Source organism: Vibrio sp. La 4.2.2, assembly GCF_027586995.1.
In the GTDB taxonomy this organism is placed as follows: Bacteria; Pseudomonadota; Gammaproteobacteria; order Enterobacterales; family Vibrionaceae; genus Vibrio; species Vibrio mediterranei.
The window spans coordinates 401,050-417,120 of the sequence record NZ_JAPPTJ010000001.1; the positions used below are offsets into that span (position 1 = coordinate 401,050).

Below are 16,071 nucleotides of genomic sequence, written 5' to 3' on the forward strand. Positions count from 1 at the left end.
TCCAAATAGAGAAATAACATGAAGAACGATTATTTGCTGTTAACTCCAGGTCCTTTGTCTACATCAGAAACGGTACGCCAAGCGATGCTTAAAGACTGGTGTACGTGGGACGATGAATACAATAAAGATGTCGTCGAAGTCATTCGTGCCAAGCTGACCAAGTTAGCGACTTCCCATCACGGTTATACCAGCGTTTTAATGCAAGGTAGTGGTACCGCATCGGTAGAGGCAACTATTGGCAGTGCCATCAGTAAAGACGGAAAGTTGCTTGTCATCGACAATGGCGCGTACGGTGCGCGTATCGCCCAGATCGCAAGCTATCTCAATATCGCAACCCAAGTAGTTGCTCCTGGCGAGGTTAACCAACCAAATATTGATGCTATTGATACGCTGCTCAAGCAAGATGACACGATTACTCACGTTGCCATCGTACACTGCGAAACTACGACAGGCATGCTGAACCCTATTAAGCAAATTGCATCGTTGGCAAAACAACATAGCAAAGTGGTCATTCTAGACGCGATGTCGAGCTTTGGTGGTATTCCAATGGATATTGGTGAGTTGGGTATCGACTTTATGATCAGCTCTGCCAACAAATGCATCCAAGGTGTTCCTGGCTTTGGGTTTGTTATTGCCAAACAAACAGAGCTTGAGAAATGTAAAGGTCAGGCCCGCTCTCTCAGTCTCGATCTTTATGACCAATGGCAATGTATGGAAGTTAACCACGGCAAGTGGCGCTTCACTTCGCCAACTCATACTGTGCGAGCCTTCTATCAAGCATTAATTGAACTGGAACAAGAAGGTGGGATTCCCGCTCGTCATCAACGTTACTTTACCAATCAGAAAAAGCTGGTTGAAGGCATGCGTTCGCTAGGCTTTCGCACACTTCTTAAAGACGATTTGCACTCACCGATTATCACTTCATTCTACTCGCCAGAGCACAGTGATTATCAGTTCAAAGAGTTCTACGACCGTCTAAAACAGCAAGGGTTTGTAATTTACCCAGGCAAAGTTTCCAACGCGGACTGTTTCCGTATCGGTAACATTGGCGACGTACACCCTGAAGATATTGAGCGCCTTATCATTGCCATCAAAAAGGCAATGTACTGGGAGGTAGCATAATGCCAGAGCAAGCGACCCATTTACGCAGCGAGGGGGACGTGAATAATACGCCCGCTCGCCACGAGTGGAATCAGAACATTCAAGACCAAGCGACTCAAGCACTGCTTAAACGTGACTCGGATGTGTTTCTGCATCAATCAATGTCCACGCCTTGCTTGGATTCTTTAGAAGCAGCTGAAGGTATCTACATTCAAGATACCCGCGGTAAGCGCTATATGGATTTTCATGGCAACAATGTTCACCAACTCGGCTATGGTCATCCTCATGTGATTAAACGAGTGACCGAGCAGATGCACTCGTTACCGTTTTCGCCACGTCGCTTTACCAACGAAACGGCGGTGCAATGTGCAGAAAAACTAACGCAAATTTGCGGTGGAGATTTGAGGCGTGTGTTATTTGCGCCTGGAGGCACTTCCGTTGTTGGCATGGCACTTAAGTTAGCACGCTACATTACCGGCAGCCACAAAGTAGTTTCATTATGGGATTCTTTCCATGGTGCGTCACTGGACGCCATTTCTGTCGGAGGTGAAGCCTGCTTTCGTGAAGGTATGGGGCCTTTGATGGCAGGTGTTGAGCGTATTCCACCCGCCGTGTCCTACCGAGGTGCCTTGCCTTCTCAAGATGGCAGCGATGTACATTATGCAGATTATCTAGAATACGTTATCGAGAAAGAAGGCGGCATAGGTGCCTTTATTGCTGAAGGTGTTCGTAATACCGATGTTCAAGTGCCAAGTAAAGCCTACTGGCAACGTGTACGCGAAATATGTGACAAGCATAATGTGCTGTTGATTATCGACGACATCCCAAACGGTATGGGCCGAAGCGGTGAGTGGTTCACCTATCAAGCCTTTGATATCGAACCGGATATTTTATGCATTGGTAAAGGTTTCGGTGGTGGTTTGGTGCCTATCGCCGCCATGGTAACCAGAGAAAAATACAACACCGCTGCAGAGATTTCTCTGGGTCACTATACCCACGAGAAGAGTGCGCTTGGCTGCGCGGCGGCACTGGCTACCATGGAAGCCATTGAACAAGAGAATCTTTTAGAAAAAACACGTCGTGACAGTGAGTATGTCAAAACTCGCCTAGAAACGATGAAGCAACAGTATCCAGTCATTGGTGACGTACGCGGTATTGGTCTACTCTGGGGTGTGGAATTAGTGAAGAGTCATGTCACTAAAGCACGCGCATTCGATGAGGCAGAACAAGTTCTTTACCAATGTCTGAACCACGGACTGAGTTTTAAGGTGTCGCAAGGCAACGTTATTCAGCTTAGTCCCCCCCTCGTTATTACTCGTGAAGAGCTGACGACCGCACTCGATATTTTCGAGCAAGCAATCACTAAAGTATGTAAGGATTTCAACTATGTCTAATTCATCTCCAATTCAAGCCATTGTATTCGACTGGGCAGGAACTATCGTGGACTTTGGTTCATTTGCACCAACGAGTATTTTCGTGGAAGCATTTAAACAAGGTTTCGACTTCGATATTACGCTTGCCGAAGCTCGTGAGCCTATGGGCATTGGTAAATGGGACCACATTAAAGCGGTCGGCCAATTACCAGAAGTAAAAGTGCGCTGGGTTGCGCAATTCGGCAAAGAGATGAGTGACTCAGATGTAGACGCTATTTACGCTGCTTTCATGCCTTTGCAAAAAGCCAAAGTCGCCGATCATGCCGAGCCTATTCTTAATGCCGTTGAGGTGGTGAATTCATTTAAAGATAAAGGAATCAAGATTGGCTCTTGCTCTGGTTACCCGAGAGAGGTCATGGATGCACTTATTCCTGTCGCTGCGGACTATGGCTACAAACCGGATTATGTGGTTGCCACAGATGATCTTCCTCAAGGTGGCCGCCCTGCACCATTTATGGCACTGAAAAACGTTATTGAGCTTGGTGTTGGCTGTGTTGGCGCTTGTGTGAAAGTCGATGACGCTGCGCCGGGCATCGAAGAAGGTCATAATGCGGGAATGTGGACCGTTGGCCTGCTGCTATCAGGCAACGAAGCAGGCTTAACTTTTGACGAATACCAATCAGCGGATCACGCCACTCTTAATGCAGCTCGTGAGCGCGCTCGCACGAAACTTGGCAAAGCATCACCGCACTACCTCATCGATACCATCGCCGACCTCCCAGACGTCGTAGCGGATATCGAAAAACGTCTTGCTGCTGGCGAACGTCCTTAACGAGGACACTTCGACAGTACAAGAAGCGCGCTAAGCTCCTTTGGCTTATCGAGCATTTGAACGCAAAACCCGCAGCTAGGCTGCGGTTTTTTGCGTTAATGTCGTTTAGCCACCAAGGTAAATTTATATTCACTAGATTTAAAGTAGTTACGACTATACTCGAACACCGTATCTCCGCGTAAATAACCTCTAGTTCGCTTCTCTATGATGGGCTGAGCTGGGTTAATTTGCAGTAGATCAGCAATATCTTCCGGTGGTAATACAGGAATGATCTCTTGTTCGCTGCGATCGATGACCAAGCCTTTTTGTTTCTCAATAAAATCGTACTTAGAGCCTTGCATGACCTGATAAGTCAGGTCTGGGAACATACTCGTTGGCATCCAAGTTTCTTCCACTGTGATTGGGTTATCGTCCAAAAAGCGAACGCGTTTAATGTAAAAGATACGTTCTCCTTCTGAGATCTCTAAATGTTCAGCCATAGTGATAGATGCGGCCTGAATCTCAAAGGCCAGTACATCACTGTGAGTCACACCTTGTAAGTGAGCCCATTTCTCAGCAAAACTGGTTTGTTGGTATATATCGTAATTAACACGGTTTTCTTTTACATATGTACCGCTACCTTGAATACTCTCTAGCTCCTGGTTCTCTACCAATAACTTGATAGCCTGCCTGACAGTCACCCGACTCACAGAAAACTCTTCACGCAACTGAGCTTCAGTGGGCAACGCTTCCCCCACCTTATATTCTCCACTACTAATTTTTTCGCGGATCGCATCGGCAATTCTGCGATACATCGGTAATCTCGCCATACTAACCTCTACTACCTGATTACGGCGTCAATTGAGTCGGAGCACTCAACATTAACTATATTTAACCAATATGATACGAATTGATAGACTAATGACAAGCAGTTGTTACTACAAAAAACTTAAATTTAAATACAACAACAATACATATTTCCAGATAAATGAGATCTTGATCATGGATCATTTGTATCAAATAGGTATTATTCACTCATTGTTGACAGGACAACAATAGATGAATGTAACAATGGGACAAAAGTTATGAACCTAACATCTCTTACCAACCCATCGCTGATAAACCTACAAACGACATTTGAAAGTCGTGATGCAGCGATTGAAGCCCTTGCCGAACAATTACACCAACAAGGCAAGTTGTACAATAAGGAAGAATATTTAAAGGCTGTATTCGAGCGTGAAGCTCAAGGCCCAACAGCGCTAGGTGAAGGCTTAGCGGTACCACATGGGAAAACTGACGCGGTGAAAGAAGCCGCTTTCGCAGTCGCCACCCTTTCAAAAGATCTCAAATGGCAAGGACTTGATGAAGATGAAGACGTTAATCTCATCTTCTTAATTGCGATTCCAAATGCAGAGGCAGGCTCAACACATATGCACCTGCTTACCGAACTGACCACTACGCTGGTTGACGACGATGTGCGCCACGCGGTCCTCAATGCTACAACTTCAGAACAAATTCTGGATTTATTGACTGGGAAAGACAACACTGCCGAAGAACAAGACAACTTAGATACAAATGCACCAACCGTTGTTTGTGTAACCGCCTGCCCTGCTGGTATTGCTCATACCTATATGGCAGCCGAGTACCTTGAAAAGACAGGTAAAAAGCTAGGCTACAAGGTCTATGTTGAGAAACAAGGTGCGAACGGGATTGAAGACCGTTTGACTGCAGAACAGTTGAACAAAGCCACGGCTGTTGTGTTTGCAGCAGAAGTCGCAATCAAAGAAGTTGAACGCTTTAATGGTATCCCACGTGTTGAAGTGCCAGTGGCAGAGCCAATCAAACACGCAGAACGTATTCTGAACGACGCGATTGAAGCAGGTAAGAACAGTGCTGGTGCTGAGCGTACTATCGCAACAGACGATAAACCGAAAAAACTACCGCTGAAAACAGAGCTAAAACAAGCACTGCTCTCGGGTATCTCTTATGCCGTTCCTCTTATTGTGGCTGGCGGTACAGTTCTGGCAGTGGCCGTTCTTATTGCCCAAATTTTCGATCTGCAAGAATTGTATGCAACCGATGGTTCGTGGCTATGGATGTATCGTAAGCTTGGCGGCGGTCTGCTTGGCACCCTAATGGTTCCTGTACTTGCCGCTTACACCGCTTACTCGCTTGCTGATAAACCAGCGCTTGGTCCCGGTTTTGCTGCAGGTATCGCTGCCAACCTAATCGGTTCAGGCTTCTTAGGTGGCGTAGTTGGTGGTCTGATTGCGGGTTATGTAATGCGTTGGGTGAAAGAGAATGTTCGCCTTAGCCCTGCCTTCAACGGCTTCTTAACCTTCTACTTATATCCAGTTATTGGCACTTTGGTTGCAGGTTCATTAATGCTGTTTGTTATCGGTAAACCTGTTGCATGGCTTAACCAAGGCCTGACGGACTGGCTAAACGGCATGTCTGGCACAAACGCTCTACTTCTGGGCGCAGTGATCGGCTGTTTCGTGTCATTCGACTTAGGTGGTCCAGTAAACAAAGCGGCATATGCATTCTGTCTTGGTGCGATGGCGAATGGTGTTTACGGTCCATACGCTATCTTCGGCTCAGTGAAAATGGTCTCAGCTTTCACCGTAACAGCATCGACCATGCTTGCTCCGCGTCTATTCAAAGATTTCGAAATTGAAACCGGAAAATCAACCTGGTTACTTGGTCTAGCAGGTATCACTGAAGGTGCTATTCCGATGGCAATTGAAGATCCTATCCGTGTTATCGGCTCATTCCTACTCGGTTCCATCGTTACAGGTGCCATGATTGGTGCAGCAGGTATCGGTCTATCGACTCCAGGAGCAGGTATCTTCTCAATCTTCCTGCTGCACGATGCCGGTATTGGTAGCTTTATGGCAGCCGCAATATGGTTCGGCGCAGCCTTAATAGGTACCGCTATCTCAACCGTTACCTTACTAGCGTGGAGAGCGCATGCCGTAAAAAAGGGCAAATTTGAAGCTCAGGTAGCCACGCAAAACTAATCAAAATTATTAATCAATAAGCTGAAGGGCACAGATTCTCTGTGCCCTCAATCAGCAACTAGTAACGATCAATCCCTTGATATTAAAGAATTTAAACTCACTGCAAAGCAGTCCAAAGGTTAACACAATGACTACATCTCGCGTTCATATCACTCCTCACATGCACTGGGACCGTGAATGGTATTTCACCACCGAAGAATCTCGAATTCTACTGGTGAATAATATGGAAGAAATCATGCAACGTCTGGAAACAGACCCTGAGTACAAATACTACGTACTCGATGGCCAAACTGCCGTTATTGAAGATTACTTTGCCATCAAACCAGAAAACAAGCAGCGAGTAAAAGCGCTCGTTGAGGCAGGTAAGTTAATTGTTGGTCCTTGGTACTCGCAAACCGACACCATGCAAGTCTCTGGTGAGTCTATTGTACGCAACATGCTTTATGGATTACGCGACTGCCTTGCTCTTGGCGAACCAATGAAGATTGGTTATCTGCCAGACTCTTTCTCAATGAGCTCTCAATTGCCAATGATCTATAACGGTTTCGACATCGACACTGCCATGTTCTGGCGCGGCTGTTCTGAGCGCCACGGTACCGACAAAACCGAATTCTTGTGGCAATCAAACGACGGCTCAGAAGTCATGGCGCAAGTGCTGCCTCTTGGCTATGCGATTGGTAAATACCTACCACAAGACGAAGAAGGTCTGCGTGCGCGTCTCGATAAATACTTCCCCGTGCTTGAAAAGCCATCTGTGACCAAAGACATCCTATTGCCAAACGGTCACGATCAGATGCCAATCCAAAAAGACATCTTTGAGGTGATGGACAAGCTACGTGAAATCTACCCAGATCGTGAGTTCGTTATGAGCCGCTTTGAAGAGGTGTTTGATCGAATCAGCGAAGAGCGTGACAACCTAGATACCATCAAAGGTGAGTTTAACGACGGTAAGTACATGCGTGTTCACCGCACCATTTCTTCAACTCGCATGGACATCAAGCTTATCCACGCAGAGGTAGAAAACAAGATCGTTAATATCCTTGAGCCGCTCGCTTCCATCGCTTGGACTCTTGGGTTTGAATACCACCATGGTCTTATCGAAAAAATGTGGAAAGAGAGTATGAAGAACCATGCTCACGACTCTATTGGCTGCTGCTGCTCAGATAAAGTTCACGCTGAAATTTTAAACCGTTACATCCTAGCGGATGATATGGCGACCAACCTGATCAATTTCTACAAACGTAAGATTGTTGACCATATGCCTGCTCGTGAAGGATGTGACAAACTTGCGTTCTTTAACCTGTCACCATACGAGCGTGAAGAAGTGATCAATACAACCATCACCATTCGAGCTGACAAGTTCAACCTGTTTGATGATGAGGGCAACGCGGTCGAATACTTTATCCGAGAACAACGTGTTATCGACCCTGGCAAAATTGACCGCCAAATTGTTCACTATGGAAACTACGACCCATTTATTGAGTACGATATCCAGATTAAATATTCTGTACCGGCAATGGGCTACACGACGCTTCACATCCAAGGTAACCAAGACGGGGCACAAAAAGCGATTCATTCAAGCGCCGATATACTTGAAAATGAGTTCTACCAAATCACAGTCAACAACAACGGTACGTTGACTGTGCTGGATAAAGACACTCAGATGACGTTCGACCAAGTATTGCGTGTCGAGGATGGCTCTGACGATGGCGACGAGTACGATTACTCACCTTCTCGCCAAGAATGGCTGCTGTATTCCGACGAGTTTGATGTTGAAACCAGCATCAAACATGAAGGCTTCCAGTCTGTCGCAACGATCAAGACTCGCATGAACGTACCTGCAAACCTTGAAGAGCGCGAAGCGCGTTCAGGCCAAAACGGATTTGTTGATGTGGACTGCCAAGTGGTTCTAAAACAGGGCTCTCGCCGTATTGAAGTCCGCATGGAAATGGACAACCAAGCCGACGATCACCGTGTTCGAGTTCTCGTTCCAACACCATTCGTATCTGAAACTGTCGTTGCCGATAATCAGTTTGGTCTCATAACGCGCCCGACGAACGATCCTGCGATGGATGTTTGGGAGCAAGAAGGCTGGAAAGAAGCACCCGTACCCGTTTATCAATTGATGAACTTCGCAGCGGTTGAGAACAACACGGGCGGTATGGCACTAATGAGCAATGGTCTGCGTGAATTCGAAGTCATTTCCAGTCAAGGTAACGCGCAACGTGATACTTTCGCGCTCACGCTATTCCGTGGTGTTGGGGTCCTTGGGAAGGAGAACCTTCTTCTTCGACCAGGCCGACCATCTGGTATCAAGATCCCAACACCAGATTCTCAAACTCGCGGCAAGATCGTGTGTGAGTTTGCGCTGTTTGGTTTTGCTGGCAACCACATAGATGCCAACATCATGGCAGAATCACGTGACAATGTAACGCCAATACAGTGCTACAACAAAATTCCTTATAACGCGATGAAGTTGAATGTGGGCGAGCAAAACAAACCGCTGACTTACTCCTTGCTCAATAAGAATCAAAAAGGGGCCGTTCTGAGTGTGCTTAAGAAAGCAGAAGATGAAGATGCATTGATTCTCCGAGTCTACAACCCATCAGAAACTGCAACCATTGAAGACAATATCGCATTCAAAGAATCAGTTACCTCTTGGAGAGAGGTCAGTATGGACGAACGAATTCGAGATACTAACATTGAGATGCAATCCTTCGGATCGCTGAAACCGTGTCAGGCTAGAAGCTTCCAAATTAAGCTTTAAGCTAAGTTTGTGGTCAGCAAAAAGCATCGTGCTCCGCTTCTTTGCTGACTACTCCCTTTACCAATATCAAGGGAATGGTACTGTCTTTCGGTTATCACCATACCAGCGACGTACCTAGAGCCTGTTTAATTGAGACTTCACAGGCTCACTATTGGTAACTTATGGTCCTGATAAGTTCATAATCAAGCTCTTTGACCAACCCCGCTGCGAGGCGGGTTTTTTCATTAATCTCCTCCTAATTAGCCCCCCTACCAACGCTCCATCTATTGGTTATAACAATGGTTCCTATTTTGAATCCATTAGTTGCTCACTTTAGATTGTCATTCAAACCAAGTAGGTACTTCTTTAGGCAAGGATGTTATCTATCAAAGATTCGGAGCGAACAAATGAAAAAGTCAATTCTTACACTGTTACTAACCGCAACAACCAGTGGGGTAATTGTTGGTACCGCAGATGCATGCACCTATGCAACTTTTGAAGCTAATGATAAATCCTTTGTAGCTCGCACTATGGAATTGCCATTTGAAGCTCATGAGATGCTCACAGTCGTTCCAAGAGGGCATGAGTTCGCTGAGTTTACGGCTAAATATGGCTTTGTTGGGATGCAACATGGTCAAGAAGATATGGTGTCTTCAGGCATTAATGAGCATGGTGTTTCGGTTGAGGCACTAGCACTCGGAGCTGCGGATTATCTACCAGCAGGTAAGGGTGATATTTCACAGATCGCACTTGGGGCTTACATTCTTGGTAACGCACGTTCAACCGATGAAGCAGTCACGATACTTCATAATCTGAAAGTGCATCTTGGTAAAATGGCAGGGGTCGGCGCTATAGGGGTACATCTTGCAATCAACGATGGTGAGCGTAAGGTCGTAGTGGAACATACTCAAGGCGATGGCATAGCCGAGATTTACGAAAACGATCTCGGCGTCATGACCAATGATCCAGTCTATCCTGTTCAAGTAGAACTGGCGCAGATGATGCTTGATGGTAAAGGTTATGATGATGCAAAAGTACAGTTTGCAGAAGAGACCTTTAAAGGTTTTGACCGCTCACCCACTGGACGTTTCCAACAAATGGTGGCATTAAACGCGACTCAAGATAGCACCAGAATCGTTACTGACTTTGATGCAGTTAACCGTGCATGGTCAATGATCAATAGTGTTGATGTGGTGCAAGGGACCCTGTATTGGCGACACTTCGATCCCGAAAATCCACAAATGACCGGCTATTCGAATGTCACTGATATTAACAACAAAGACTATTACTTCCGTACCTACGACAACCAACAGATTCGCAAAGTCGATATCGATACTATTGATTTCGCCAACACTACTTACAAGCAGTTTGACATCTTCAGAACCATTGATGGCTATCAAGTTATTGATATTAATTAATTTATTATTCTATCTATAAACTGTTAAATGTGCGCAAACCTTGTGTGCATTTAACTTTGGCATGATCGGAATTCACAATGGCGTGATCTGATATGAGGTGGCACCATTTGTAGACCTATAATCTCTCCATCAAACAATGACACTTTCATCGTTAACCTAACACTGGGAGAGATTCATCATGGCGAACACAGCACTTATTACTGGCGCATCAAGTGGCATCGGACTTGAACTGGCTAAAGTCCACGCGCAAAAAGGCGGTGACTTAGTTTTAGTCGCTCGTTCTCAAGCGAAACTCGAAGCATTGAAAGCTGAGCTTGAAAGCCAATTTGGCATTAACGTTACCGTTCTACCCGCCGACTTAGCCAAGCTTGACTCTGCGCACTCGTTGTTTGCACAAACGGAAGCGGCTGGGATCCAAATCGATATACTGATTAATAATGCAGGCTTCGGTGGTCATGGTCATTTTCATGAACGTACTCTTGAAGATGAGCAAGCAATGATGCAAGTAAACATGGTTACCTTGACTAACCTCACCCACCTTTATTTAAAAGGCATGGTAGAACGAAACAAGGGTAAGATACTTAATGTTTCGTCCACAGCCTCTTTCATACCCGGTCCTTTGCAAGCCGTTTACTACGCAACAAAAGCATACGTGACCTCTTTTAGCCAAGCGGTCGCTGAAGAAGTAAAGGAACACAACATCTCCGTTACAGCCTTATGTCCAGGTGCAGTCGCGACAGGGTTTGTTGAAGCAGGAAATCTCGAAGGTGTGGATGTTTGGAAGAACGCGAAAACGCCGCGTTCCGTTGCTGAGTGTGGCTATCAAGCAATGGAAAATGGCGAACTGATTGCATTCAATGAGCCAGGTTTGAAGTTCATGTTGAATTGGATTGTTCCTTTCCTTCCCCGTAAGATGGTACTGAAAATTTCGCGCAAAGCGATGGAGAAAAACCGCAAATAACATCACATTACCTCACCTAAATAGAAGTATTGAAATGAAGAGAGCCAATAAGTTCGTTATTCCACCAAACTGGAAACTGATGTTCAGCGACCTAGATCTAAACATAGAGGAAGTACTTGCTTACGCGAAACTGCCCAAAGGGCTATTCGCACAAGAAAAAGTACAGCTTTCCCCGTCTCAATACTTCCAATTGTGGCATGGTGTTGATCTCGCAGCACACGGGCGAGATATGCCGTTAGAATTTGCCAAAGTGATGAGCCTGGAGTTCTTCGATGTCCCTATCTATGCCGCCATATGCACACCTAACCTTAATGCAGCAGCAAAACGTCTTCAGGAATACAAACCCCTTATTGGCCCAATGGCATTGGATATTGATACCAATGATGAATATACGGAGTTACTCATTAGCTGCTACGGATTTGAAGCGCCATTACCACTTTGCCTGAATCTCTCGGAGCTTATTTTCTTCACTCAACTAACGCGTCTAGCAACGCGCCAGAATATTGCACCACTGCGCGTTGAGCTCCCTGCACTTCCAGACAACCTGGATCAGTACGAAAGCTATTTTGGTTGCCCTATTACCCTAGGCAACAACACCAGTATCCGTTTCAGCTCTAAAGATGCAAATACGCCATTTTTGACCCGTAATCAGTTGATGTTAAAGTGCTTTGATAGTGAATTGCAAAAACAGCTCAGCGAAACCGTTGGCAAACAAAACGTTGTCGATCACGTGAAGAAAGTCCTGCTCGATGCACTACCTCAGGGGCAAAGCAGTATCGATTATGTTGCTCGTGAACTGGCCATGAGCAAACGAACATTGCAGCGCAAACTGTCCCATGAAAATCTGACTTTTCAAGAGTTACTTCAAGAGGTTCGGCAAAGCTTGGCGAAAGATTACCTCATTAAATCCGAGCTCCCAGTGAGTGAGATTTCTTTTTTATTAGGCTTCCAAGAATGTAACTCATTTATTCGGGCTTACACCTCTTGGAATGGGCTTTCTCCGGCTCAACAACGTGAGCAGTTAATATAACTACAAACCATCACGTGGCTTGATACGCAAACTGCAACATAACTTTGTCGATCTATTTTCAATCGATATTTGCTATAAGGTTTAATGGAAATAGCGGTAAAGGAGATTTATTTTGTATAGCCACGTATTTTTAGGCGCCAACGATATCCCAGCTTCCAAGGCGTTTTATGACTCAACTATGTCCGTTTTAGGATACGGTGAAGGGGTACTAGACGCAAAAGGGCGCTGTATGTATTTCAGTCCAACGGGGGTACTAGGTCTTACGACACCAATTGATGGTCAACTAGCATCTCACGGCAATGGCATGACTATCGGATTTCTTGCAACCTCGCCAGAACAGGTTGACACATGGCATGAGGTCGGAGTTAGAAATGGTGGGATCGCCTGTGAAGATCCACCTGGAATCAGAGATACCGGTGAACGTAAACTCTATATGGCATACCTAAGAGATCCGGCTGGAAACAAGATTTCGGCGACCTGCTTCTTATAGTTTGAGCATTGCGTTTAATTTAAAGGTCTTCTAAAGGAATGAAGTTTGTCATTCCTTTTTCACATCATAGCTAGCATAGCTTTTACAAAGTGCCTGTCGTTGATCAATACGTTGACCAACACTTTTGCGAACCTCTGTGTCTGATAGTTCTATATTAGTCGGCACTTGAAACTAACAAGCATCCTAATAAAGCTTGATAGTAAGTCATATATTGATATCCTGTAATGCTGCATAAATTTTACCGCACCAGCAGTTGCACTCACCAACCTATCTTAGAAGGTAAAATATGAAGTTTCCGAAATCACTTCCTTCCGCTCATCGTGCACAACTTGAACAAATCGTCAGTGTACTCTCTCAGGATCCTCGATTTTGCGGCATTGGTTGCAGTGGCTCTTACGCGTCTGACACAATGGACCAATATAGCGACTTAGACTTTGTTATTGCTATCGAACCTAAATACTATCAAGAAGTTATGGCACAACGCTTCGATATACTAAGTCAATTTGACGATATGCTAGCAGCATTTACCGGTGAACATGTGGGTGAACCCAGACTCATTGTGTCTGTATTCGGTGAATTGGAACTTGTTCACGTCGACTTCAAGTTTGTTTCTCTACCTGATGCTGCAGTACGAGTCGATGATACTCAAGTTCTTTGGGAAAAAGACAGCATGTTGAGCGATGTGTTTGCCACTGCCAAACCAAGCTACCCTCAGCCTGACCCACAATGGATCGAGGATCGCATCTGGATTTGGACGCATTATGCTGCAACGAAAATAGCTCGAGGTGAATATTTTGAAACGTTAGAGTTTCTCTCTTTTCTGCGTTTTCATGCTCTGTCCCCCCTTGCCCTCAAGCAAGCGGGTTTAACGCCATCTGGCGTACGTACCATCGAAAAAAGGCTACCAGAGTTTGCTAAGAAACTAGAAAAAACTGTAGCGTTACCAGAAAAGGAATCGTTGAAGTCTGCACTTGAACATTGCGTATTAATCTACCTAGAGCTGAGAGCAAACGAAACTATCGAAGTCAATGATAGAGCAAAATTAGCCTGTGTTGATTATCTAAAGAACATAAATTGATGACAAAAATAGAAAAGTAAGAGTTTCCGTGAGTTGCCTCTTAGCAACTCACATTTTTACATCTATTGGCTCGTTTTCTCATGCCACGGTATGACTATCAACCATTTTTATTACATCCTGCACCGACTCCACGACACAATCCGCAATTGAAAACGCAGGGTTATTTTCAAAAGGCATAGCAATGGTGGTGAGCTGCGCCGCAACAGCCGCTTTCACACCTGTTAGGCTATCTTCTAATGCGAATGCCTGCTCCACTGGAACATCTAATCGCTGACAAACTTCCAAATAGACATCGGGAGCTGGTTTACCATTTGGTACGTCTTCTGCGCTTAACATCAAGTCAAAGCTGTCTTGTATACCTAGTTTTTCAGTCACCGCATGAATAATTGGATAAGCAGAAGAGCTGGCTAGAGCGAGGCGAAAGCCTCTTTGTTTTAAGTCTGAAATCAGTGTCGGAATACCCTCTATCGCCTCGCCTTCCTGTTCGACAAGTGCAACTACTCTTTGCATTATCTCTGATTCCAGCACCTTAGCATCCACACTCAAGTTAAACATTTGAATCCATATAGCAGCGATATCGTCAAGTCGTTTTCCCATAGTGTTTTCAATGCAGTCGTCAATCGTGGCGCTCGCTCCGTAATTAGCTAACACTTCAATCTGCGCCTTTCGCCAAAAAGGTTCTGACTCAATAAGTACGCCATCCATATCAAACACAAAAAGTGACTTTGTCGTCATGTCTTATCCTACTTCAATCTGAATAAACTCTATGGATAGTATAAGGTTATGCAGGCCAGTGGAATAGAAAGGTATGCCGCAACCGAAACTTGATTGCAGCACTTTGTGTTTTACAATTTACTCATATCTAGCTTGTGACCCAAAGGCTCGACTTGCACCTCGGCGTAGCCCATTGTCACCGCCTCAAATTGCTTACTCATTTCCAAAGCATGTGCGGCATCTTTGGCAAGCACCGCCACCAAATAAGTGGGTCTGACAACACCATTCTCTAAATTCTGAGTATTGATGTACGACGAGGTTACCGTGCCAACTTGATTAAGTGCTATCACTCGCTGTAAATCAATGCCCAATACTCGGTCAATTTCCAAAGGCTCTACCCCAGACTTCCAAATGAAGGTGAGGCCAAAATTATTCGCTTTCGGTGTGTTGTCTAACCACTTTGATCCTAACAACTCAATGTGGTTTATTCTTACCAAATCTTGTTGGTACAAAGGTAAACTTGCTAGCTGGTCACGCACCGATTGCTCGCTTTCTGCTTCCATAACGAATTTTAGTAGCTGTGTTTTCTGTCCGCCTACTTGGCTATTTTCGACAAACATGTCTTTGATTTTTCCGTTATCCACCAGCTTCTTAAATGATGCTCGCTGTTCCGGCATCGTCTTAAGTACTTGTGCGATATCATCAGTGTTCCACTTCAACTCTACGCCATAATCGTACGCATAAGCAGAGCTAGCCCCTACAAGAAGTGCACCGATAACAAATAGATTTTTGATTATTTTTCTCATGACTTTACCTTCTAATTCAAATGATACTTCTTACCAACGTGAGCGATAGCTGCGGTGACAACTTTTACACGTAGATTCCGCAGCCTTTAGCCCCTTCTCGACTTCTGCAATAGATTGATTTTGCGCACCAAGCGCCACCTGCTGATAGCCTTGTTGCATCTGTTGCATTAATCGATTGAATTTTTCTGGCTTACTCCACACACTTTCTTTCGCTTTACTTCCTTCTTGAGTCCCTAAAACAAAGGCACCGTTTAACGCATCACTGTTAGCTACAAGTTGCTCGCTCGCTTCTAACAAAGTCTGCCAGTCGGTATCACTACCATCGAGCGTTTTTTTAACGGCCTTAGTTTGTGACTCGAGGGCTGTAAAGGCTTTTTGCCGAGCGTCTATGATGTCTAATGTTGCTGAGTCCGGAGCGGAATACGCTAGAGATGAAATACCTGTCGATAGTGCGAGCAAGAATACTAATTTGGTCGTCGAATGATGAGTGAACATATTTCCTCCACCTGTTTTGTATATCGTT

General features: G+C 45.1%; 14 protein-coding genes. 10 read left to right on the forward strand and 4 right to left on the reverse strand.

What is annotated here, in order from left to right:
* Positions 1-18: 18 nt before the first annotated feature.
* From phnW to phnX, 3 genes are read left to right on the forward strand one after another with little or no spacing between them, the layout of a single operon-like run.
* Positions 19-1,122 carry a 2-aminoethylphosphonate--pyruvate transaminase gene (phnW, locus tag OH456_RS01800; RefSeq protein WP_270032678.1) on the forward strand — a complete coding sequence of 368 codons (1,104 nt, stop codon included), beginning with the start codon at positions 19-21 and terminating at the stop codon, positions 1,120-1,122.
* Positions 1,122-2,495 carry an aspartate aminotransferase family protein gene (locus OH456_RS01805; protein WP_006069277.1) on the forward strand — a complete coding sequence of 458 codons (1,374 nt, stop codon included), beginning with the start codon at positions 1,122-1,124 and terminating at the stop codon, positions 2,493-2,495. The genes phnW and OH456_RS01805 overlap by 1 nt, the downstream gene beginning before the upstream one ends.
* Complete coding sequence (phnX, locus tag OH456_RS01810) at positions 2,488-3,306, forward strand: phosphonoacetaldehyde hydrolase (RefSeq protein WP_038226168.1); 819 nt, start codon at positions 2,488-2,490, stop codon at positions 3,304-3,306. The genes OH456_RS01805 and phnX overlap by 8 nt, the downstream gene beginning before the upstream one ends.
* A 95-nt stretch (positions 3,307-3,401) precedes the next feature.
* On the opposite strand, the gene OH456_RS01815 is transcribed toward phnX, so the two are convergent.
* Positions 3,402-4,115: a GntR family transcriptional regulator gene (locus OH456_RS01815; RefSeq protein ID WP_006069279.1), complete on the reverse strand. Its 714-nt coding sequence runs from the start codon at positions 4,113-4,115 to the stop codon at positions 3,402-3,404.
* A 255-nt stretch (positions 4,116-4,370) separates the two neighbouring features.
* Here OH456_RS01815 and mngA point away from each other — a divergent pair, with 255 nt between their 5' ends.
* The 7 genes from mngA to OH456_RS01850 all read left to right on the forward strand — a co-directional run bounded on the left by mngA (position 4,371) and on the right by OH456_RS01850 (position 14,028).
* A complete protein-coding gene (mngA, locus tag OH456_RS01820; RefSeq protein WP_124941760.1) occupies positions 4,371-6,305 on the forward strand; it encodes a PTS 2-O-a-mannosyl-D-glycerate transporter subunit IIABC in 1,935 nt (644 codons plus the stop codon).
* Positions 6,306-6,432: 127 nt separating this feature from the next.
* Positions 6,433-9,072 carry a mannosylglycerate hydrolase gene (gene mngB / locus OH456_RS01825; RefSeq protein WP_270032679.1) on the forward strand — a complete coding sequence of 880 codons (2,640 nt, stop codon included), beginning with the start codon at positions 6,433-6,435 and terminating at the stop codon, positions 9,070-9,072.
* A 386-nt stretch (positions 9,073-9,458) separates the two neighbouring features.
* Positions 9,459-10,469: a linear amide C-N hydrolase gene (locus OH456_RS01830; protein WP_198558649.1), complete on the forward strand. Its 1,011-nt coding sequence runs from the start codon at positions 9,459-9,461 to the stop codon at positions 10,467-10,469.
* Positions 10,470-10,647: 178 nt separating this feature from the next.
* Positions 10,648-11,430 carry an SDR family NAD(P)-dependent oxidoreductase gene (locus tag OH456_RS01835; RefSeq protein ID WP_006069283.1) on the forward strand — a complete coding sequence of 261 codons (783 nt, stop codon included), beginning with the start codon at positions 10,648-10,650 and terminating at the stop codon, positions 11,428-11,430.
* A gap of 34 nt (positions 11,431-11,464) precedes the next feature.
* Positions 11,465-12,460, forward strand: a complete 996-nt coding sequence (locus tag OH456_RS01840; protein WP_006069284.1) for an AraC family transcriptional regulator — start codon at positions 11,465-11,467, stop codon at positions 12,458-12,460.
* 112 nt (positions 12,461-12,572) lie between these two features.
* The gene (locus OH456_RS01845) at positions 12,573-12,950 is read left to right on the forward strand and encodes a VOC family protein (protein WP_006069285.1); all 378 of its coding nucleotides are present in this window, start codon (positions 12,573-12,575) and stop codon (positions 12,948-12,950) included.
* A 286-nt stretch (positions 12,951-13,236) separates the two neighbouring features.
* Positions 13,237-14,028, forward strand: a complete 792-nt coding sequence (locus OH456_RS01850) for a nucleotidyltransferase domain-containing protein (RefSeq protein ID WP_270032680.1) — start codon at positions 13,237-13,239, stop codon at positions 14,026-14,028.
* A 78-nt stretch (positions 14,029-14,106) separates the two neighbouring features.
* Here the strand turns inward: OH456_RS01850 and OH456_RS01855 are convergent, their stop codons facing one another.
* From OH456_RS01855 to OH456_RS01865, 3 genes are all read right to left on the reverse strand, one after another.
* Entirely contained in the window at positions 14,107-14,763 is a 657-nt protein-coding gene (locus OH456_RS01855) for an HAD family hydrolase (protein ID WP_270032681.1), read from the reverse strand.
* Between the two features lie 110 nt (positions 14,764-14,873).
* Positions 14,874-15,548, reverse strand: a complete 675-nt coding sequence (locus OH456_RS01860) for a hypothetical protein (RefSeq protein ID WP_270032682.1) — start codon at positions 15,546-15,548, stop codon at positions 14,874-14,876.
* 30 nt (positions 15,549-15,578) lie between these two features.
* Positions 15,579-16,043: a c-type cytochrome gene (locus tag OH456_RS01865; RefSeq protein ID WP_031495595.1), complete on the reverse strand. Its 465-nt coding sequence runs from the start codon at positions 16,041-16,043 to the stop codon at positions 15,579-15,581.
* Between the last annotated feature and the right edge of the window lie 28 nt (positions 16,044-16,071).